The organism is Prevotella sp. 10(H) (assembly GCF_000711235.1).
GTDB lineage: Bacteria > Bacteroidota > Bacteroidia > Bacteroidales > Dysgonomonadaceae > Dysgonomonas.
In genome coordinates, this window is record NZ_JOMI01000007.1 from 778,355 (window position 1) to 797,329 (window position 18,975).

20 protein-coding genes are annotated in these 18,975 nt (G+C 38.2%); 15 read left to right on the top strand and 5 right to left on the bottom strand.

Going from position 1 to position 18,975, the window contains the following annotated elements; genetic code table 11:
- The first annotated feature begins 8 nt into the window (after positions 1 to 8).
- Genes K348_RS0114860 through K348_RS0114890 form a run of 7 tightly spaced genes read left to right on the top strand, consistent with a single transcriptional unit; the run spans position 9 to position 4,506 of the window.
- Positions 9 to 488, top strand: coding sequence for a DUF4870 domain-containing protein (locus K348_RS0114860; protein ID WP_029906083.1), 480 nt, complete (start codon positions 9 to 11; stop codon positions 486 to 488).
- 9 nt (positions 489 to 497) lie between these two features.
- A complete protein-coding gene (gene hisA, locus K348_RS0114865; protein WP_029906085.1) occupies positions 498 to 1,211 on the top strand; it encodes a 1-(5-phosphoribosyl)-5-[(5-phosphoribosylamino)methylideneamino]imidazole-4-carboxamide isomerase in 714 nt (237 codons plus the stop codon).
- Positions 1,208 to 1,768: a GNAT family N-acetyltransferase gene (locus K348_RS0114870; RefSeq protein ID WP_029906087.1), complete on the top strand. Its 561-nt coding sequence runs from the start codon at positions 1,208 to 1,210 to the stop codon at positions 1,766 to 1,768. The genes hisA and K348_RS0114870 overlap by 4 nt, the downstream gene beginning before the upstream one ends.
- Before the next feature lie 19 nt (positions 1,769 to 1,787).
- The gene (gene hisF, locus K348_RS0114875; RefSeq protein WP_029906089.1) at positions 1,788 to 2,540 is read left to right on the top strand and encodes an imidazole glycerol phosphate synthase subunit HisF; all 753 of its coding nucleotides are present in this window, start codon (positions 1,788 to 1,790) and stop codon (positions 2,538 to 2,540) included.
- Between the two features lie 50 nt (positions 2,541 to 2,590).
- On the top strand, positions 2,591 to 3,187 hold the full coding sequence (gene hisIE / locus K348_RS0114880; protein WP_029906090.1) for a bifunctional phosphoribosyl-AMP cyclohydrolase/phosphoribosyl-ATP diphosphatase HisIE: 597 nt from the start codon (positions 2,591 to 2,593) through the stop codon (positions 3,185 to 3,187).
- A 52-nt stretch (positions 3,188 to 3,239) separates the two neighbouring features.
- Complete coding sequence (locus K348_RS0114885; RefSeq protein ID WP_036930589.1) at positions 3,240 to 3,956, top strand: cell division ATP-binding protein FtsE; 717 nt, start codon at positions 3,240 to 3,242, stop codon at positions 3,954 to 3,956.
- Positions 3,957 to 3,975: 19 nt separating this feature from the next.
- On the top strand, positions 3,976 to 4,506 hold the full coding sequence (locus tag K348_RS0114890; protein ID WP_029906094.1) for a GNAT family N-acetyltransferase: 531 nt from the start codon (positions 3,976 to 3,978) through the stop codon (positions 4,504 to 4,506).
- A 76-nt stretch (positions 4,507 to 4,582) separates the two neighbouring features.
- On the opposite strand, the gene K348_RS0114895 is transcribed toward K348_RS0114890, so the two are convergent.
- Both K348_RS0114895 and K348_RS0114900 read right to left on the bottom strand, forming a co-directional pair.
- A complete protein-coding gene (locus K348_RS0114895) occupies positions 4,583 to 6,283 on the bottom strand; it encodes a lipopolysaccharide assembly protein LapB (protein ID WP_029906096.1) in 1,701 nt (566 codons plus the stop codon).
- A 135-nt stretch (positions 6,284 to 6,418) separates the two neighbouring features.
- The gene (locus K348_RS0114900; RefSeq protein WP_029906099.1) at positions 6,419 to 7,282 is read right to left on the bottom strand and encodes a mechanosensitive ion channel family protein; all 864 of its coding nucleotides are present in this window, start codon (positions 7,280 to 7,282) and stop codon (positions 6,419 to 6,421) included.
- 169 nt (positions 7,283 to 7,451) lie between these two features.
- Between K348_RS0114900 and K348_RS0114905 the strand changes: the two genes are divergently transcribed.
- From K348_RS0114905 to K348_RS0114940, 7 genes are all read left to right on the top strand, one after another.
- Entirely contained in the window at positions 7,452 to 8,126 is a 675-nt protein-coding gene (locus K348_RS0114905) for a response regulator transcription factor (protein ID WP_029906101.1), read from the top strand.
- On the top strand, positions 8,123 to 9,397 hold the full coding sequence (locus K348_RS0114910) for a HAMP domain-containing sensor histidine kinase (RefSeq protein ID WP_029906103.1): 1,275 nt from the start codon (positions 8,123 to 8,125) through the stop codon (positions 9,395 to 9,397). The genes K348_RS0114905 and K348_RS0114910 overlap by 4 nt, the downstream gene beginning before the upstream one ends.
- 113 nt (positions 9,398 to 9,510) lie before the next feature.
- Complete coding sequence (locus K348_RS0114915; RefSeq protein ID WP_029906105.1) at positions 9,511 to 10,038, top strand: PepSY-like domain-containing protein; 528 nt, start codon at positions 9,511 to 9,513, stop codon at positions 10,036 to 10,038.
- A 17-nt stretch (positions 10,039 to 10,055) separates the two neighbouring features.
- Positions 10,056 to 10,874, top strand: a complete 819-nt coding sequence (locus K348_RS19435; protein WP_231496796.1) for a PepSY-like domain-containing protein — start codon at positions 10,056 to 10,058, stop codon at positions 10,872 to 10,874.
- Between the two features lie 136 nt (positions 10,875 to 11,010).
- A complete protein-coding gene (locus tag K348_RS0114930) occupies positions 11,011 to 11,799 on the top strand; it encodes a TIGR02757 family protein (RefSeq protein ID WP_029906107.1) in 789 nt (262 codons plus the stop codon).
- Between the two features lie 92 nt (positions 11,800 to 11,891).
- The gene (rsmI, locus tag K348_RS0114935) at positions 11,892 to 12,566 is read left to right on the top strand and encodes a 16S rRNA (cytidine(1402)-2'-O)-methyltransferase (protein WP_029906109.1); all 675 of its coding nucleotides are present in this window, start codon (positions 11,892 to 11,894) and stop codon (positions 12,564 to 12,566) included.
- Positions 12,567 to 12,609: 43 nt separating this feature from the next.
- A complete protein-coding gene (locus tag K348_RS0114940) occupies positions 12,610 to 13,482 on the top strand; it encodes a hypothetical protein (RefSeq protein WP_029906111.1) in 873 nt (290 codons plus the stop codon).
- Positions 13,483 to 13,510: 28 nt separating this feature from the next.
- On the opposite strand, the gene K348_RS0114945 is transcribed toward K348_RS0114940, so the two are convergent.
- From K348_RS0114945 to K348_RS0114955, 3 genes are all read right to left on the bottom strand, one after another.
- Positions 13,511 to 14,473: an AraC family transcriptional regulator gene (locus K348_RS0114945; protein WP_029906113.1), complete on the bottom strand. Its 963-nt coding sequence runs from the start codon at positions 14,471 to 14,473 to the stop codon at positions 13,511 to 13,513.
- 178 nt (positions 14,474 to 14,651) lie between these two features.
- Entirely contained in the window at positions 14,652 to 15,902 is a 1,251-nt protein-coding gene (locus K348_RS0114950) for a hypothetical protein (RefSeq protein WP_029906116.1), read from the bottom strand.
- A 12-nt stretch (positions 15,903 to 15,914) separates the two neighbouring features.
- Positions 15,915 to 17,105, bottom strand: coding sequence for a hypothetical protein (locus K348_RS0114955; RefSeq protein WP_156032901.1), 1,191 nt, complete (start codon positions 17,103 to 17,105; stop codon positions 15,915 to 15,917).
- A 181-nt stretch (positions 17,106 to 17,286) separates the two neighbouring features.
- Between K348_RS0114955 and K348_RS0114960 the strand changes: the two genes are divergently transcribed.
- The gene (locus K348_RS0114960) at positions 17,287 to 18,957 is read left to right on the top strand and encodes a B12-binding domain-containing radical SAM protein (RefSeq protein ID WP_029906119.1); all 1,671 of its coding nucleotides are present in this window, start codon (positions 17,287 to 17,289) and stop codon (positions 18,955 to 18,957) included.
- The last annotated feature ends 18 nt before the right edge of the window (positions 18,958 to 18,975 follow it).

The following is an 18,975-nucleotide window of genomic DNA, read 5'->3' on the forward strand; positions in this document are numbered from 1 at the left end:
TTACTATTATGGATAAGTACGATGAAATAAGGAAGCTCGAAGAGCTTAGGGTTCAGGGAACCATTACAGAAGAAGAGTTTCAACAGGAAAAAAGCAGGATACTCGGCACACCCTATAATAATAACCGCAGGGGACTGGGTGGTATAGAACCAAAAACATATCTGGTGCTGATGCATTTATCGCAATTTGCCGGATTTTTGCTTGTAGGATTAGGTTTTATACTGCCTATTGTATTGTGGCTGGTAAACTCCAAAGAATATCCCGAAGTGGATCGTCATGGTAAAAATATAGCTAATTTTATGATAAGTATGCTTATTTATATTACTATAGCAGTTATATTATGCATAACTATAATAGGTATGGTAATCGGATTGCCAATGCTTATAATAATTGGGATACTGGAAATAGTATTCATTATAATTGCTGCTATAAAAGCTGCAAACGGCGAATACTGGCAATATCCTTTATCTATTAAATTCTTTTCATAACCGCAGAGTATGATTGAGATTATTCCTGCTATAGACATTATCGACGGAAAATGTGTACGCCTGTCTCAAGGCGATTATGATGCTAAAAAAGTTTATAACGAAGACCCGCTGGAGGTTGCCAAGATGTTTGAGGATGCAGGTATACGGCGTCTTCATTTGGTAGACCTCGACGGAGCAAAAGCACGGCATATTGTCAATCAGGCCGTTTTGGAGAAAATAGCAACGAATACATCTCTTATTATCGATTTTGGTGGTGGTGTGCAAAGTGATTCCGATTTGGAAATTGCTTTCAATTCGGGTGCGGCAATGGTTACGGGAGGGAGTATAGCTGTGCACGATAAGGAATTATTTACCGGATGGATAAAAAAATACAGCAGTGACAAGATCATACTCGGTGCAGACTGTAAAGACCATAAGATAGCAGTATCGGGATGGCAGGAAGCAACATCTGTAGATATTCTTCCCTTTATCGACGGTTATATAAAAGAAGGAATATCGAAAGTCGTATGTACCGATATTAGTAAGGATGGTATGCTGCAAGGCCCGTCCATTGAATTGTATAAAGAGATATTGGCCACTTATCCCGGCCTTTACCTGATAGCAAGCGGTGGTGTAAGTTGCTTTCAGGATATATTGGATTTAGAGGCGGCCGGATTGCCTGCTGTTATACTAGGAAAGGCTATTTATGAAAATAGAATTACTCTTAAAGAATTGAGCCGATGATTTCGCTAAGATATTCAACCATAGGTGAAAAAAGAAAAGTATATGAATGGCTTTGCCTTTCAGATACGACTCCTACATTTATGGGCGACCCATATTTCCCTGACCATCCGATCCCTACATGGGAAGAATATCTGGATGATTTTGAAGATTTCTATTTTATAGAGGACGAGAAAGAGAAAGGTTCTGTAATGATAATAGAAAACGACGGAGAAGAGGTAGGGTGCGTCTGTCACTCCAGTTTTCATCTGAAACAGGAATGCGCTGAACTCGATATTTGGATGAAATCGGAAGCTTGCTGTGGAAAAGGTTTTGGGACAACAGCCCTGAAAATGCTAATTGAGCATTTACAAGTAGAATTGAGAAAGACGAAATTTATAATTCGTCCGGCAGAGAGAAATATCAGGGCTGTTAAGGCATATGAAAAAGCCGGATTCAGACGTGTAGTAAATAAAGAGGCCACACACAAAGAATACTATTTATCAGATGATTATCTGAATAAATATGGAGAAGGTGATTATGGCTCTGAGAGTACAGCAACCATGACTATAGAAATATAACTATATAATTTCAGCATCAATGCTAGCAAAAAGAATCATACCCTGTCTCGATGTAAAAGACGGCATGACTGTAAAAGGAACTAATTTCGTCAACCTACGTGAAGCCGGAGACCCGGTAGAATTGGGTGTGCGCTATAGTGAACAGGGTGCTGACGAGCTTGTATTTCTCGATATTACAGCAACGCATGAAGAGCGGAAAACATTTACCGAACTTGTAAAGCGTATTGCTGCCAATATAACTATTCCATTTACAATAGGCGGTGGAATTAACGAACTTTCGGATGTAGACAGGTTACTGAATGCAGGAGCAGATAAAATCTCCGTGAACTCGACCGCTATCAGGAATCCGAAAATAATAGAAGAAATTGCAAAAAACTTTGGTTCGCAGGTATGTGTTTGTGCCATAGATGCTAACTTTGAGGGTGATAAGTGGATGTGCTACACCAGCGGAGGTCGTAACAAGACGGATAAGGAACTATTCTCATGGGCTAAAGAAGCGGAAAATCTGGGGGCAGGCGAAATCCTGTTTACGAGTATGAGCCATGACGGAGTGAAGACCGGATATGCAAACGAAGCATTACGTCAATTGTCCGAAACGTTGAACATTCCTATAATAGCTTCCGGAGGCGCCGGCAAAATGGAGCATTTCCGCGATGTATTTGTAGAGGGTAAAGCCGATGCGGCACTGGCAGCAAGTGTTTTCCATTTCGGTGAAATAAATATTCAGGATTTAAAGAAATACCTTCAGGTTAATAATATAAATGTTAGATAATTTTGAGTCGTAAGTTCTCGTAACTCGTAACTCGTAACTCGTAACTAAAAATGAATCTCGATTTCGAAAAAACAGGCGGTCTGATACCTGCCATTATTCAGGATAATGTAACTAATAAAGTTTTGATGCTGGGCTACATGAATCAGGAAGCTCTTGACAAAACTCAGGAAACAGGTAAAGTAACTTTCTATAGCCGGACGAAACAACGATTATGGACTAAAGGAGAAGAAAGCGGTAATTTTTTGAATGTAATCAGCATTAAAGAAGATTGTGATAAAGATACGTTACTGATCAAAGTCGATCCAGTTGGTCCAGTTTGTCATACGGGAGCGGATACCTGTTTTAATGAAGAAAATAAAGAAGATGTCATGTTTTTTAAATATCTTCAACATTTTATAAATAAAAGGTATCAGGAAATGCCGGGTGGCTCCTATACTACATCATTGTTTCAGTCGGGTGTGAACCGTATGGCACAAAAAGTAGGAGAGGAGGCTCTGGAGTCGGTGATTGAAGCATGTAACGGAACGAATGAAAGATTGATTTACGAATCGTCCGATATGCTCTATCATCTCATTGTTTTATTAACTTCTAAGGGATTAAGTATTGAAGATCTTGCAAAGGAACTTCAGAGAAGACATAAAAAGTAATTATTAAGTTATGTACGGATTATCTCCGATAGATTATAAAAGCTTATAAATCATGGACAAAGAGACTAAAGATATAATTGTAAAATACGAGGATGTAGACTTGAGCAGGGATGGTAACCCTATACTCAGCAATATAACTATATCTATCTGTGAAGGTGAATTCGTATATCTGATAGGTAAGGTCGGAGCCGGTAAAAGCACATTCTTGAAAAGTCTTTACCATGAAATACCTTTAGAAAAGGGACATGGCCGTATCCTTGATTACGAATTAGAGAGTATTAAGAAAAAAGATATACCCTATCTGCGCAGAAAAGTAGGAATAGTATTTCAGGATTTCCAATTGCTGATAGACCGGACTGCTGCCAAGAATCTCGAATTTGTACTTCGGGCTACAGGTTGGAATAACAAGGGACTTATCGATAACCGTATCGAAGAGGTGCTTGCACAAGTAGGCATGCAAAGCAAAGGCTATAAAATGCCGCACGAATTATCAGGCGGAGAGCAGCAACGTATTGTTATTGCCCGAGCATTACTGAACTCTCCGGAAATAATACTGGCCGATGAACCAACGGGCAACCTCGACCCGGAAACAGGAAACCAGATTGTACAGCTTCTACATACTATCTCGGAGAACGGAACGGCTGTTATTATGTCTACTCATAATTATGCAGTAGTTCAACGATATCCGGGCCGGATTATCAAATGCGAAGACGGCTATCTTAAGGATGTGAAAATGGGGACTCCTGTACAACATTCGCAAGGTAATTGATTGAAATAAAAGGACAGGAATGGAAATAAGGAAGCTGAACCTCGATGATAGCCACGAATTAACATTCGTGGAGAATCTTTATATAGAATCTTTTCCATTGAGTGAACGGCGTCCTGTGGGTAAAATGCTTGATTTATATAGAGGAGACAGCCCTTTTTACATAGTTGTTACAATCGAAGATGATCAGATAGTAGGTTTTCTTACTTATTGGGATCTGGATGACTTTATTTTTGCAGAACATTTTGCTATTTCTGCCGAGTATAGGAATGGAGGATATGGAAGGAAAGTAATGGATTTGTTCCTGAAGGATATGACAAAGCCGATTATTCTGGAAGTGGAACTTCCAACGACTATTCTTTCAGAACGTAGGATTGGCTTCTATCAGCGCATTGGCTTTAAGTTATGGGAAAATGTACAATACCAGCAACCTGCATACCTGGATGACGGCATTGCTATTCCAATGAAACTGATGACCTACGGTGATATGAATGTAGAAAAGGATATCATAGATATAAGGAGCAGAATATACGGTGTAGTATATAATTGTTGATTTATAATCTGTTTACAATAAACAAAAAGGCTCAGTTAAAAGCTGAGCCTTTTTTTATATGTATATTCTTCTTTACTTATCTCATCAGCATATTTTTAACATCCGAGTTTGTAAGGAACTTAGCAAATTCGATGTCATTAGCCACTTCAGAAGTAGGAAGTCCTTTATCTAAAGCTGAACGCAGATTACCAACTACACCTGATGTGTTATTAGTTCTTGCAGCTACGATAGCAGCCAGATAATAAGTTGTAGCATCTTTATTAGCTACTCCGTCGAGTGTTTGCTGAGCCTTGTTGTAATTCTTAGTCAGAATCTGAGCAAGGGCTGCATTATTGGTTTTTGCATTTCCGAACGATTGTACAGCTCTGTTGTAGTCACCCTTCTGGATGTAAAGCAATCCAAGCGCTTCGCCTAGAGAACTGGCTCCGGATGCATTACCCAGCAATTGTTCTGCTTTAGTCAGGTTACCGTCAGCCATTGATAATAATGCCTGATTCATATTTGCTTCAGGTGCTCTTGAAGAAACCTGGGCAGCTCTGTTGAACGCCTGAATAGCTTTGCTGTTCTGTCCGCTACTGTAATAGTAAGCGCCTAAGTTATTCCAGCCACGATAGTCGTTAGGGAATTTCTGTGTTACATGAGTATATACTTTTTCTTTAGAAACTCCGTCCAGATTAGCTGCATATAACAGTTCTTCTACTGTGAGGCCAGCCATATCGGAAGTCGCTGCTCTTTTCAGTTCTTCATCAGTCTTACCTATTACTTCAACATTAGCGATCAGACGTGAACGACGAAGTTTTGGAAGGATTGTTTCTGCAAGATCGGAATATACAGCAGAGATGTTCTTGATTTCTCTTTCTCTCGTTTCCGTATCAGGATACATAGATAATACTCTCAATACGATATCCTTATCCTGCAGGCTTGATGCCTGTACCAGTTTCTGGAAGCCTTCCCAGTCCTGAGCTGTATATTTAGCATTGATTTCTGTATCGATGTTTTGTTTCTTGAATTCTTTTGACAGATAGTTAGTGGTATTTGCCTCACGTTTTTCCGCCAGTTTTTCATTCAGTTCGTAACCTCCGTCAGGTGATGCATAAGCAGATACTTCTACATTTACATTTTTACGATTGTTAGAGTCAGCTTCTTTTACAAGGTCTTTCCATGCAGCCAGATTGTTTGAGTTTAACTCACTCGAGCGTAACTCAGCTTGCTGAATGAGGAACATGATGTCAGCATCGTAAGCTTCTTTGATAATGCGTTGGAAAGCATCAGGGGCTACAGCAGGGGTAGTTGTGGCAGCACTTGCTAAAGCTTGTGTGGCTACAACACCGTCAGCTATTTTTACATCAGGAAAACTAGGGATAGTTTTGCCACTTTTCATAAACTCAAATCTGAGGAATAGTTCAGATTTCTTCATTGCCGGAGTGTAATCGAATTCCGAGCGTAAAGTGATTGCGCTTCCGCTTTCATAATTTACTACCGTACCGTTTCCGGCTACTTTCTCACCCTGATAAGTGTAAGAAGTACCAAGTGCCTCTCCGTTGCTGTATTTCAATACAGGAGTAACAACAATGGTTGTGTTTTTGTCGAACCATTTGGCTGGGAATCTTCCGCTTATGGTTACCGGAACTTTTGTTCCTACCAGTTCAAGGGGAGAAGGGTTTGTTGTAAATAAAGAGTTGGCCAACGGGGTCATCGTCTTTTTGCTACAAGATGTTGCTAATATAGCAACGATAGTAACTAATGAAAATAATAGCTGTAATTTCTGCCTTTTCATAGCTTCTTTAAAAATTTTTTGATTTTTATATTAATATAGACATTTCTTACTTTCATGCAAATCTACCTTTTTTCTTTTTGAATAGAAAAAGTCTATATGTGATTTATAGGTATAAAAAAAGAGTTTTAATGTTTTTTAATCTTTAATCATCTTAATACTTGTAACAGAGGGTACATAAATTCCGTTTTGGCGGAAAGTGGCGTACACTTTTTCATTCAGGTCGACATTAACACTTCCATAATTACTACTTTTTACCCATACTCTGATAGTCACATCTACCGAGCCGTTGCTTAAAGAGGTCACTCCAATAAAAGGTGCTGGCGTATCCAATATAAGGTTATTGCTTTTTATTACCGATTTCAGGATATACTTTATGCTGTCTATATCTGCGCCATAGCCGATTGAGAATGTTATGTCGATACGTCTTTCTTGCTGCTTCGAGTAATTTGTGATGCTCCCGGTTGACAGCGGTCCGTTTGGTATATATATGGTTGTATTATCACCTGTTAATAATACGGTGTATAATATTCCTATAGATTGTACTGTACCGTCCATTCCCTGAGCTACTATCCTGTCGCCCAACCTGAACGGCTTGTTAATGAGTATCATTACACCGCCGGCAAAATTTGACAGGTTGTCTTTCATGGCCATGCCTACAGCCAGACCTGCAGCAGCGAGAATCGCGGCAAAAGATGTTGTCGACACGCCGAGTATATTTACAATCATCAGGAATAAGACAATCTGAAATGTAATGTTGGCAAGACTGTCGAGAAAGCTTTTTACTGTACCTTCTACGTTGCGCCGATCGAGGAAACGGTCAATAAATTTCCTCAACCATTTGATTAGCCATCGTCCGATAATAAAAACGATAGTGGCTGCTATTATTTTCAATCCGAAAGAGACGGCGTAATCGAAAAGCTTACCGAGTAAACTGTCTAAAGAAGAAATAGATAACTCTGCTTCTTGGAGGGTATTTCCTGGGATAATATCTAAAAACATACTCTTTTATTTTATACCAAAATTAACAATATTTTTTAGATAGATTATGTTAACCGTTAAATAAGAAGATAATTGCAGTATTTAACTTTTTCAAGAAAAAATCAACATAAATCACTATATTTGGAAATAAGAAAAGTCCGTATTTTAATCTCTAAACGATCGCGAAAGTATGAAAATTCTTATAATCGAAGATGAATACGAAATACTCAGGTCGGTAGAATCCTTTTTGATATCGGAAGGTTATATTGTAGAAAAAGCTACCGATTATGCATCAGGTATTGAAAAAGTACTGATGTATGAATATGATTGTATACTACTCGATATTTCTTTACCCGGTGGCAGCGGATTGAGAATACTGGAGGAGATGAAGAAGGCGGGGCTGAGCGGAAACACTATTATTATTTCTGCTAAAAATTCACTGGAAGATAAAATAACCGGACTCGATTTGGGGGCTGACGATTATTTAACCAAGCCTTTTCATCTGGCGGAGCTACATGCCCGTATCAAGGCAGTGCTGCGCCGGAAGCAGCAGGGAGGTAATGAAATACTGAAATTGGGAAGTCTGAGTATAGATTTTAATAAACATGTAGTGTATATCGCGGAAAAGGAGTTGAAACTCAATCGCAAAGAATTTGATATCCTGAGTTTTTTTGCTGTCAACGCCAATAAGCTTATAACCAAAGAAGTGTTGGCAGAGCATGTCTGGGGAGATAACATAGATGCGGCAGACAATTTCGATTTTGTGTATGCGCAGATGAAGAATCTTCGCAAAAAACTGAAAGACAACGATGCCGGAGTAATTATTGAAAATGTATACGGGGTCGGTTATAAAATGATAGTATGAAACTGGAAAGCCATATTACAATCAGATTGTCGGGTATATTTATAATAACCCTGTTTGCTTGGTCGTTGATATATTTCTATCTGCAGATGACAGAAATTCACGACGGAATAGACGAGGGTCTTAATAACCTCAAGCAGGAGTTTGTGTATAAGGCAAATCGTTCTCCCGGCTTTGTTACCGATATGGAAAAGCATAATCCGTTGAATATAATTATTAAAAAAATAAGCTATGAGCAAGCCCGTGACTTTAAAGAAATATATTCCAATACCAAAGTTTATTTTACTACCGAAGAGGAAGAGGAAGAAGTGCGTATGCTCACTACTGCTTTTTTCTGCGAGCAGGACAATCAGTACTATCAGGTAAAATTCTTTACATCGACTGTAGAAAGCGAGGATTTGATAAAAAATATGATTTACCTTTTATTGGCTTTGTGGATTTGTCTTGCAATAGCAATTGCTGTTGTAATCAAAGTGGTTATTAATAAAAGCAACCGTCCGTTTTATCAGCTTTTAGATAATCTTAAAGGATTCAGACTTGATAATACAAAGATGATTGAGTTGCCTGACACCAATATAACCGAATATACAGAGCTTAATGCATCGGTTAAAAGTCTGCTCGAAGAAAACATAAATGCCTTCACTGAGCAAAAGAACTTTATAGAAAACGCTTCGCATGAAATACAAACACCGTTGACAATAGTGATAAGCAAGATCGAGCTACTGATGGCAAAGGAAGATATTACAAAGAGTCAGATCGAAGAGTTGAATGCCATTCTTAACAGCCTCAACCGGATGAAGCGTCTGAACAGCAGTTTACTCTTACTTTCGAAAATACGGAACAAACAATTTGCTGATAGCGAGCACGTAAACCTTAGGTATATATTTGAGGACGTGCTCAGCAACTTTAGCGACATTATCGATCATAAGAATATTACCGTATCTATAAGGAAAAACAATGATACTATAGCGCAGATGAATAAGGATCTGGCATATATTTTGGCTAATAATCTGATTAAAAATGCTGTTTCATATAATTTAAAAGGAGGCAACATAGAGATCGTGTTCGATACAGATTCATTGACAATTGCGAATGACGGTAATAATATAAATCTGGATTTAGATATTTTCGAACGTTATGTATCTGCTACAGGAAATTCAAAATCTACCGGACTGGGATTGTCGATTGTTAAATCTATCGCCAATATTTATAACTTCCATATTACATATCAGTACAAAGAGAAAAAACATCACATCCTTTTGCAGTTTAATTAATTGAATTTTAACAAAAGTTTGCTTATAAACTTTAACTTTTCCCAAATCTTTTCAGATTTGGCAGCTCATATTTGTACTATATTTTTTGGAACACCTGATAATATTATAAAATTATGAAGAATATGATGTTATTTCTGGCAATTTCATTTTTGGCTTTTATTGCTACTCAGTCTGTTATTGCCCAGTCAAATCCGGCATTTGCGACAAAATATAGTGGGATAGAAGCAGAGAATATGACCCAAAAATATAAAAGGTCACATTCGAAAGATATACGCCCTACAGAACTTTTCAATCAGCAATTGATGAAAGATTTTCCCGATGCCAAACGTATAGATTGGGAAACAGCTTCTGATGTGTATGAAGCCGAATTTGAAATCGGACGTACAGATTATAAAGCTTATTATGATAATAATGCCGGTTTGTTTATGTATGTTGTTGAAATACGCGAATCCGATTTACCGGCAATTGTAAAGAATACTGCACAGGCACGTTATCCGAAGCACAACTTTGAGGATATAGAAAAAATTGTACGGAGATCTGGAATAATTTACAAGATCGAGTTGGAAAGAGAAAAAGATAAGCGGGATGTAAAGGCATTGTTTAAAGAAGATGGGAATTTTATAAAAGAAATAATAGACTAAACTAAAAACAGGTAGAAATGAAAAAAGTATTTTTTGTATTGAGTTTATTCGTTGCATCATTTGTTTTTGTCGGATGCAGCGACGATGACGATGTTATTGTATCGTTCGATGATCTGCCATCACCTACACAATTGTTTATCAAGAGCCATTTTCCGGGTGAAGAGGTAAGGCTTATTGAAAAAGACAATGATGGTTATGATGTATATCTTGTGAATGGTTATGATATAGACTTTGATAAGGCAGGCGATTGGGATGATATTGACGGACATGGGAAAGAACTGCCGCAAAGTATTATTAATCTGATACCGAAAGCTATATCTGACTATGTTACCCAAAATTATCCTGATCAGTTCATTACAGAAATAAATAAGGAAAGGTTCGGATATGAAATAGAGTTAGGAAACAAGGTTGAACTTGAATTCGATACTGAAGGAAATTTCCTCAGAGTGGATAGTGAAGACAAGGATGATGTTTCTACTTCATTCAACGATTTGCCGTCGGCGGCTCAATCGTTTATCAAAACTCATTTTCCGAATGAAGAAGTACGATTGGTTGAAAAAGATAATGACAGCTACGATGTATATCTGGTAAATGGTTATGAGATAGATTTTACTATATCCGGAGACTGGGACGATGTTGACGGACATGGCAAAAAGCTGCCTCAGGGTATCATTGATCTGATGCCGAAAGCTATATCTGATTATGTAGCGCAACACTATCCTGATCAGTTCATTACAGAAATAAATAAGGAAAGACTCGGATATGAAATCGAATTGAACAAAAGGTTAGAACTGGAATTCGATTCCGAGGGAAAGTTTCTCAGAATAGATAAATAAAAGGAGAGGTTTATTCTATAAATTTTCTAAAAAGCAGGCAGCCGCGGGTAATTATGGTGGCCTGCTTTGCTTTTTACGGATTTGGTCTTTCAAAATTGTATATCTTTGTAATCCAAAATATAATCAGGCTGAATTAGTGAAAAATATACATATTCTCGAATTAAAAGATTTCTTAGATAAAAAGGCAGCGCAATACAACAATCCTTCATTTATAGAGAACGACCCGGTCTCCATACCTCACAGCTTTACTCTTAAGCAGGACAGGGAAATTATGGGTTTCTTTGCTGCAATATTCGCATGGGGACAGCGTAAAACCATTATTAATAAATGCCGGGAGTTGAGCAGTAGGATGGATAACAGCCCTTATCAGTTTATTACTCAGCACAGTGATTCTGATCTAAAAAAACTGCTTCAATTTAAGCACCGTACTTTCAATGATACGGATTTGCTCTATTGTATAGATTTTATGAAACGGCACTATGCAGCATGTGATACGCTGGAAGATGCTTTCTTTCCCCAACCGGATATGAATGTAGAGACAGCGCTGAATTATTTCGAGGCATATTTCTTTTCTCATCCCGATGCTCCCATACGTACACGCAAGCATATTCCTTCACCTGCCCGTAAATCGGCATGTAAACGTCTGAATATGTTTCTGCGCTGGATGGTACGCAATGATAGTAACGGGGTGGATTTCGGATTATGGAAAAAAATAAAGCCCTCCGATCTTATTTGCCCACTCGATCTGCATGTAGAACGCACTGCCCGTAAACTATGCTTGCTGCAACGTGATAAACCGGACTGGCAGGCGGCTGTGGAATTAACAAATAATCTTAAAATGCTCAATCCATCCGACCCTGTCAAATACGATTTTGCACTATTCGGTATCTCCATAGAAGAAAAGTGTATTATAGACGGATTATAATATAAGAAATTCACATATTTAACGTTTTATATACTGTAGGTTATTTTTTTCGTATATTTGCAACGCGTATATTGGTATAGTAAAGAAAGGAAATGGGAAAGTTATATATCATACCCACGCCTGTTGGCAATTTAGAGGATATGACGTTCAGGGCCGTACGACTACTGAAAGAAGCGCAACTTATCCTTGCAGAAGATACACGGACTACAGGTATCCTTCTGAAGCATTTCGATATACAGAATAAGATGCAGTCTTATCATAAATTTAACGAACATAAAGCCGTCTCACATATTGTAGACAGACTGAATGCCGGAGAAAATATAGCTTTGGTGTCGGATGCCGGTACTCCGGGGATATCCGACCCGGGATTTCTTGTCGTACGCGAATGTGTTAAAGCCGGAATAAATGTAGAGTGCCTGCCGGGAGCAACTGCTTTTGTGCCTGCACTGGTATCATCGGGTATCCCGTGTGACAGATTTTGTTTCGAAGGATTTCTGCCACAGAAAAAAGGTCGCATGACGCGCCTTAAGGCATTGGCAGAAGAAACCCGTACTATTGTTTTTTATGAATCGCCACACAGAGTATTGAAAACATTAACACAACTATCCGAATATATGGGAGAGGAAAGGTATGCAGCTACCTGCCGCGAAATATCGAAAGTATATGAGGAAACCCGCCGAGGAACGCTTAAAGAACTAATATCTCATTTTTCGATGAACGAACCGAGAGGGGAATTTGTTATAATCCTATCTGGTAAAAATGAATAAATTGATAAATAGATAATAAAACTAACAAGTTAAATATTTGTATATGAAAAAATTATTTGTGGGATGCTTCTGCTTATTAGCACTGGCTTCATGTAATGTGAAAAATTCGGATGAATATAAGGCCCTGCAGGCCGAAAGAGATTCATTGATGCAGGTAAGTTCTCAGGGAAATGCAGAACTGACAGAGATGAACAGCCTTATAAATGATGTAGAGGAAAATTTCAGGCAAATAAGGGAAGCTGAAAAATATTTGGCTCTCCAGTCGAAAACTAAAGGAGAAATGTCTAACGACGTTAAAACGCGTGTGAAAGACAACTTTGAAATGATTAACGAAATTCTGAAGAAGAATAAAGCTGATATCGATAAACTGAACGATCGCCTGAAAAACAATTCAGGACAGATGTCGGGATTGAAGTCTACTATCGAACGATTGAATAATGAGTTGACAGAAAGAGCTACTACTATTAGCGAATTACAAAAGTCCCTTGCTACACGCGATGCTCAGATAGCTTCTTTGGAGACCGATGTAAAGGCGCTGACAGACAATGTTGATAATCTGGCTGCACAGACTGCGGAGCAGGCTTCTAAAATCAAAGAGCAGGATAAAGAACTGAACACGGCATATTACATGTTCGGCACATCTAAAGAACTGAAGGAAGCTAAAGTTGTTACAGGTGGATTTCTTGCATCTAACAAAATATTAAACGAAGGTATCGAAAAGAGCAAGTTTATCAAAATAGATATTCGTGATACTCAGAATATTCCTGTATATGACAAGAAAGCTAAGATATTGTCTGATCATCCGAAAGACAGCTATACATTGGAGAAAGATGCCAGTGGTAAAATGGTTGTGAAGATTTCGGATTTTAAGAGATTCTGGAGCCTTACTAAGTTCTTAGTTGTAGAAGTAGGATAAAGAAACAAAAATATTAGAAAGCCGGTACTTAGGATTCAGTATCGGCTTTTATTTTATACCCGGTATCATCAGTACCAGAAATCTGAGGAAGAATTATTAATTCTGCCTGTCTTTTTCGATAAGATAACGGAGTTAACCCTTCCTTTTTTTTGAAAAAAGATGCAAAATAAGCAGGGGACTGAAAGCCGAGTTCTTCCGAAATCTGATGAATTGGGAAATCGGTAAAACGTAGCATCTTTTTTGCTTCCATTATTATAGTATTGTTTATCCACTCGATAGCCGGATGACCTGTTACATTTTTCACAGAAACGGATAAATAGTACGAAGATATATTTAGTTTTTCGGCATAAAATGCTACACCTCTTTGCACAGGGCGGATATGGGTCAAAAGCTGGGTAAACCGGAATGTTATATTCTCTTTATGCTCTTCGCTTTTTGATTCTTTTAAAGAAAATTGCGAAGAATAACCGGATATTATTTCAGTAATTAGTACATACAACATGGTATTTATTATCAAGGCATGGAGAGGAGAATCCTTTAGTTTATATAATTCCCGCAGATGCCGTATGTATGACTGGATGTAGTACATCTTATGATCTGAAATCATTAAAACCGGATTGAGAGCGGCCTGCCATAGAAATTCAATATTGGGAAGGAAATAAAAACTATTGATATAACTCGAAGATATGTAGATCGAATTAATTTTTGCATCTTCTGATTCCCTGTAATATTCGAATGCCGCATTCTGAGAAATAGAAACAATGGCCGGAGCCTTAACATAATATTTTTGATAATTTATCTGTATCTCGATTCCTCCTTCCTTGATAAAACTTATCAGCAAACCATCTTTATTTATATATTTCATATGATAACTCTCCGAATTATGTGGGTTATCAAAAAGAATAAACTTTTTATCAATATGAGGTAAATTATATTCCTTGTAATAATTAATGAAAATATCGATCTGCAAGCTGATCTCGTTATTATCCATAGTTGTAGAATTTAGAATAATTAGAATATCTTTCGTTAAAGGATAAACTCTATTTTTCTTATATTAATATAGATATATACTGAGAATCTTAAAAGATAAATATATGGGCATAATATTAAAACAGGGCTTATTACATCGTAAATGTAATGATTTGTTTTGAATATTTTTTTATAATTAATTATCTATCTAATATCTGTCTGACTTTTAGTCCTTTCGAAAAGTTGGAGCCTGTAGGCTTGTTTATGTATGCCTCTGCACTTTTGCCTGTAATGGGATCAGGAGGGTCTACAATAGTTGCAGGGTCATTATGCGGTAACCCGAAAGTGGCTGACGGACGTCTTATAACCATACGTATTACATCGCCTGCATTAAATTCTTTTACAGAGTAAGGAGTAAGCACGGATTCACAGATATTCCGGACGGAACTCCATTCCCAAACACCGATTCCTTTTGTTAAATCAACCCAGCTTGAACCTACCTGTTGTTGTATAGCAACTTCAAGAGCTACAACATTTTTATTCCGGTCGCCTTCAAACTGGTTTGTGGGACCAAACGGAACATAGTTTACAAATCCGTTGAATTCACATAAAGCTTTTTCTTTGAATGTAAATGTATTGCCTGACGGATTGAATGTCATCAACTGTTTGCCGTCTACTGTATTAATTTTTATCTCGCTGCTTCCCCATGTGATGACAATATTATCTCCATTATTAAGGCTTGTTTTGTTAGGCCATTGATAAGCATTGCTTTGTGCATATACATATTTCGCCTGAATGACCGGTAGTTGTACTTTACCAACTTTAGAGCCAGCATCTACACCGAGTACTTCCGCCCTGTTTATAATCGGAGTCACACCGATTCTCATATCTCCGGCTATATGAAGTGTAGTAAGGGGAGATTTACTTCCAATACCTACCAGCCCTGTACCGGTAATATAGAGCCTGTCTGACATGTTTGTCCTAAATGATAAAGGGGTGTTTTCCTGCGTTCCGAGATAATTAGTAGTAGGGTTTGTTCCGGCATTACCGCCAAGCAGCCATAGTGGTGCTGTCGGTAATTCCATATGGGAAATATTTTTCCATTCGGTTCCGTCCCATACACATACTCCTGCTTTAAGATCTGCTATCGATTTATTCAAATTGTAGACTAATAATCCTTTATGACGCAATTTCTTTATAATATCGCCACTCGTATTACCCACTATAAAAGGAAAATTATTTTTACCGGTTAATGCAAGGCGGGGTAATAATATACCTCCTCCTTCTTTATCGGTAGTGGCAGACTGCGGGTCGAAATATTCAACTTCATTAGTCTTTATATCGAGTAGCGTAGCGTCTTGAGGATCGGTGTCCGAACCGATTGTTATCTGTGCGGAAACAGATAGTGATAACACACAAAAAAGCAAGAGTGAAAATATAGAGGTTTTCATAATCATATCTTTTTACATGGCTATAATTTTCAACCCTTTAACTTTGGATGTAGTGTTTGCAAATATTCCGCCAAGGCCCGCTGTATGATGGTATAAGCCAAAAGTAGCTGCCGGACGTTTGATTATCATCCTTATCTGGTCGCCGGCATTGAATGAGTCGATTCCCGGAGGTACATTAACGGTTTTCGCTACATCTTTTACTGCTCCGCCTACCCATATGACACGCGCTGCAGTAAAGTCAGTCCAAGCCCCTCCTCCCTTTCTATATTGTATGATAACGTTTAGTGCAGCGCCTGAATTCTGAAAGGCGGTGTAAAAAGAAGTCGGGGGAGTAGCATACGGTTGGTAGATTATATATCCGCTTATTTCGCACAACGCATTCTCTCTGAATGTAAAAGTATTGTCCGAATTGATAGTCATCAGATTATTAGTAGAGATATCTCCGCTTGCCCATGTAACTATAACTTCATTACCATTATCCAGTGCAGTCCTGTTTGCCTGAGTCATTCTTTGCTCGGTAGCGCTTTCGGCAAACATAAGCTTTGCGGGTATCGAGGCAGCCGTACCCACTTGCCCTTCATCATTTATAACCAGAACCTTTGGGTTATTGGACAATATATCGGCCCTAGTCAATATCATATTTCCGTTTACATGCAGGGTAGCCAATGGAGATTTGGTTCCTATACCTACATTTCCTGTACCGGTAATATATATTCTGTCCAGTTTATTTGTCCTGATTGATAAGGCTGTATTTTCCTGTGTCCCGATATAATTGGTAAGGGCATTCGTGCCGCTGTTTCCGGTCAATGACCATGCCTCTTGTGCTTGTGGTAGAGCTGCAGTGAATTCTTTCCATTGGCTTCCGTCCCATACACATACCCCGGCACCTAATTTGTCGCTTGTGGGTCCTATATTGTAAACCACCAGCCCTGTATACCGAAGTTTCCTGATCATCTCTTCGGGAATACTATTATCGGTGAAATACAAATCTGTTTTACTGCTAAGCTGGACGCGCGGTATTAATAGTCCGCCACCGTCTTTATCGGTTGTAGGAGCTAACGGGTTTGAATCTTCTACTTTCAGACTTTTCATATCCAGTATAGCTGCTTCTTCGGGGGGATGATTCGATCCTACAGTTACTTGGGCGGAAAGCGATGCGGACAGCATCAGAAAAGCTGATATTGTAAGTATGTAAGGTCTCATAACTATAATATTTTTGTCTCCGGCTATCGATCGGTTCTTTCTAGTCGATAATTAAATACAAAGATAGTTTGTTATTTAAATTGAATTATTTCGTTTTTTTTGAAAAATATTTCGATTTTTTCTTTATCGGGCGCAATAATAGTCCGCGTGTCCAAGCCTAAATAATTACTACCTTTGCCCCATGAAAACGATCCTGACAACACTTAATGCTAAATATATTCATACTTCGCTCGCTTTGCGCTGGCTCTATGTTGCCAATAGAGAGCGGTTCGATATATCATTTAAGGAATACACAATAAAAGAGGATATAAGGAAGATTGCAGACGAACTGTTATTAACCGGAAGTGATATAATAGGCATTAGTGTTTATATATGGAACGTTAATCAGCTTAAGGAACTAGTTATACAACTGAAAGAAAAAAGACCGGAGATGATTATCATCCTCGGAGGGCCGGAAGTGATGTATGAGCCTGAATATTTTTTACATAACTGGCCGGTCGATTATATCATAGGTGGCGAAGGTGAGTTTGTACTGGGTGAATTACTGAACGCGATAGAGAATAATTTATCTGTCGATATCAGTGGCGTATCTTCCCGCAAACAGATAAGCAGGATGATAGTGCAGGCAGACCTTAACAAACTGGCAGAGTTACCTTCTCCTTATACATTGGAAGAGGATAGGGAAAGCATGAAAAACAGGCTGCTCTATTTCGAAACATCACGAGGATGTCCCTATCAATGCCAGTATTGTTTATCATCACTGGAAAAAGGAGTACGGTATTTTCCGGAAGAATTTATATTCAATAATCTCAGGCATGTAATTGAATACGGGGTTAAGCAAATCAAGTTTCTTGATCGCACATTTAATCTTAATAAGGATCATACATATAAAGTTTTTGACTTTCTTATAAGGAATTATCGGCTGGGGCTTAGCTGCCAGTTTGAAGTATATGCCGACTTATTGAAAGACGAAACTATCGATTATCTGAATCAACATTTACCAGAAAATTATTTCCGTTTCGAGATCGGTATACAGTCTACCTATGAGCCGACAAATATTGCCGTAAAGCGCAAGCAGGATTTTCCGCTTATAGCGGCCAATGTGAAGAAAATAATGGATGGCGGTAAGATTGATTTGCATCTCGATCTGATAGCCGGTTTGCCATTTGAGACGTTAGAAAGATTTATAAAATCCTTTAACGATGTATTTCGATTGGGAGCTAAAGAAGTGCAATTGGGTTTTCTGAAAATGCTTCGTGGAACTAATTTAAGAAAAAATGCTGTGATGTATGGCTATAGGTATACTGAAGAAGCTCCATATGAAATAGAATATAATGCTGATATATCGGCTGAAGAACTAGACAGAATACATGAAGCCGAACATGCTCTGGAGAAATTCTGGAACAGCGGGCGATTTAAACAAACAATGGATAGGCTGACCGGAACGTATTATAAAGATCGGTATTTTGAACTGTTCGATGAAGTAGGTCAGTATTATAAAAATCGGCAATATCCTCACCGGGGATACCAACTCGAAGACTTATTCCGTTATCTGCACGAATTTTTAATCTCAAAAGGGATTGATTTGTTTCATACCTTGCGGGCCGATTATTACGGCAATTTTACTCGTAGGCCGCAAGGCTTTTGGGAAGATACATTGGATAAGAAATTAAGGAAGCAATTATTGTATCGGATTGGGCAGGATAAGACATTTTTATTGAAGCATAATATAAATCGAAAGATTATTGAAAAGCAGACAGCAATAGATAAGTTGTCGGAAAATTTATATCTGCTTACTATCTTTATAGAAGACAATCGGTTGGAACTGAAATACACTATTGATGGAATATGAAGATGCCTCAGAATATTT

Excerpts from the sequence above, each read along its gene's own strand:
- K348_RS0114860 (WP_029906083.1), top strand. The coding sequence starts at position 9 with ATGGATAAGTACGATGAAATAAGGAAGCTCGAAGAGCTTAGGGTTCAG.
- hisA (WP_029906085.1), top strand. The coding sequence starts at position 498 with ATGATTGAGATTATTCCTGCTATAGACATTATCGACGGAAAATGTGTA.
- K348_RS0114870 (WP_029906087.1), top strand. The coding sequence starts at position 1,208 with ATGATTTCGCTAAGATATTCAACCATAGGTGAAAAAAGAAAAGTATAT.
- hisF (WP_029906089.1), top strand. The coding sequence starts at position 1,788 with ATGCTAGCAAAAAGAATCATACCCTGTCTCGATGTAAAAGACGGCATG.
- hisIE (WP_029906090.1), top strand. The coding sequence starts at position 2,591 with ATGAATCTCGATTTCGAAAAAACAGGCGGTCTGATACCTGCCATTATT.
- K348_RS0114885 (WP_036930589.1), top strand. The coding sequence starts at position 3,240 with ATGGACAAAGAGACTAAAGATATAATTGTAAAATACGAGGATGTAGAC.
- K348_RS0114890 (WP_029906094.1), top strand. The coding sequence starts at position 3,976 with ATGGAAATAAGGAAGCTGAACCTCGATGATAGCCACGAATTAACATTC.
- K348_RS0114895 (WP_029906096.1), bottom strand. The coding sequence starts at position 6,283 with ATGAAAAGGCAGAAATTACAGCTATTATTTTCATTAGTTACTATCGTT.
- K348_RS0114900 (WP_029906099.1), bottom strand. The coding sequence starts at position 7,282 with ATGTTTTTAGATATTATCCCAGGAAATACCCTCCAAGAAGCAGAGTTA.
- K348_RS0114905 (WP_029906101.1), top strand. The coding sequence starts at position 7,452 with ATGAAAATTCTTATAATCGAAGATGAATACGAAATACTCAGGTCGGTA.
- K348_RS0114910 (WP_029906103.1), top strand. The coding sequence starts at position 8,123 with ATGAAACTGGAAAGCCATATTACAATCAGATTGTCGGGTATATTTATA.
- K348_RS0114915 (WP_029906105.1), top strand. The coding sequence starts at position 9,511 with ATGAAGAATATGATGTTATTTCTGGCAATTTCATTTTTGGCTTTTATT.
- K348_RS19435 (WP_231496796.1), top strand. The coding sequence starts at position 10,056 with ATGAAAAAAGTATTTTTTGTATTGAGTTTATTCGTTGCATCATTTGTT.
- rsmI (WP_029906109.1), top strand. The coding sequence starts at position 11,892 with ATGGGAAAGTTATATATCATACCCACGCCTGTTGGCAATTTAGAGGAT.
- K348_RS0114940 (WP_029906111.1), top strand. The coding sequence starts at position 12,610 with ATGAAAAAATTATTTGTGGGATGCTTCTGCTTATTAGCACTGGCTTCA.
- K348_RS0114945 (WP_029906113.1), bottom strand. The coding sequence starts at position 14,473 with ATGGATAATAACGAGATCAGCTTGCAGATCGATATTTTCATTAATTAT.
- K348_RS0114950 (WP_029906116.1), bottom strand. The coding sequence starts at position 15,902 with ATGAAAACCTCTATATTTTCACTCTTGCTTTTTTGTGTGTTATCACTA.
- K348_RS0114955 (WP_156032901.1), bottom strand. The coding sequence starts at position 17,105 with ATGAGACCTTACATACTTACAATATCAGCTTTTCTGATGCTGTCCGCA.
- K348_RS0114960 (WP_029906119.1), top strand. The coding sequence starts at position 17,287 with ATGAAAACGATCCTGACAACACTTAATGCTAAATATATTCATACTTCG.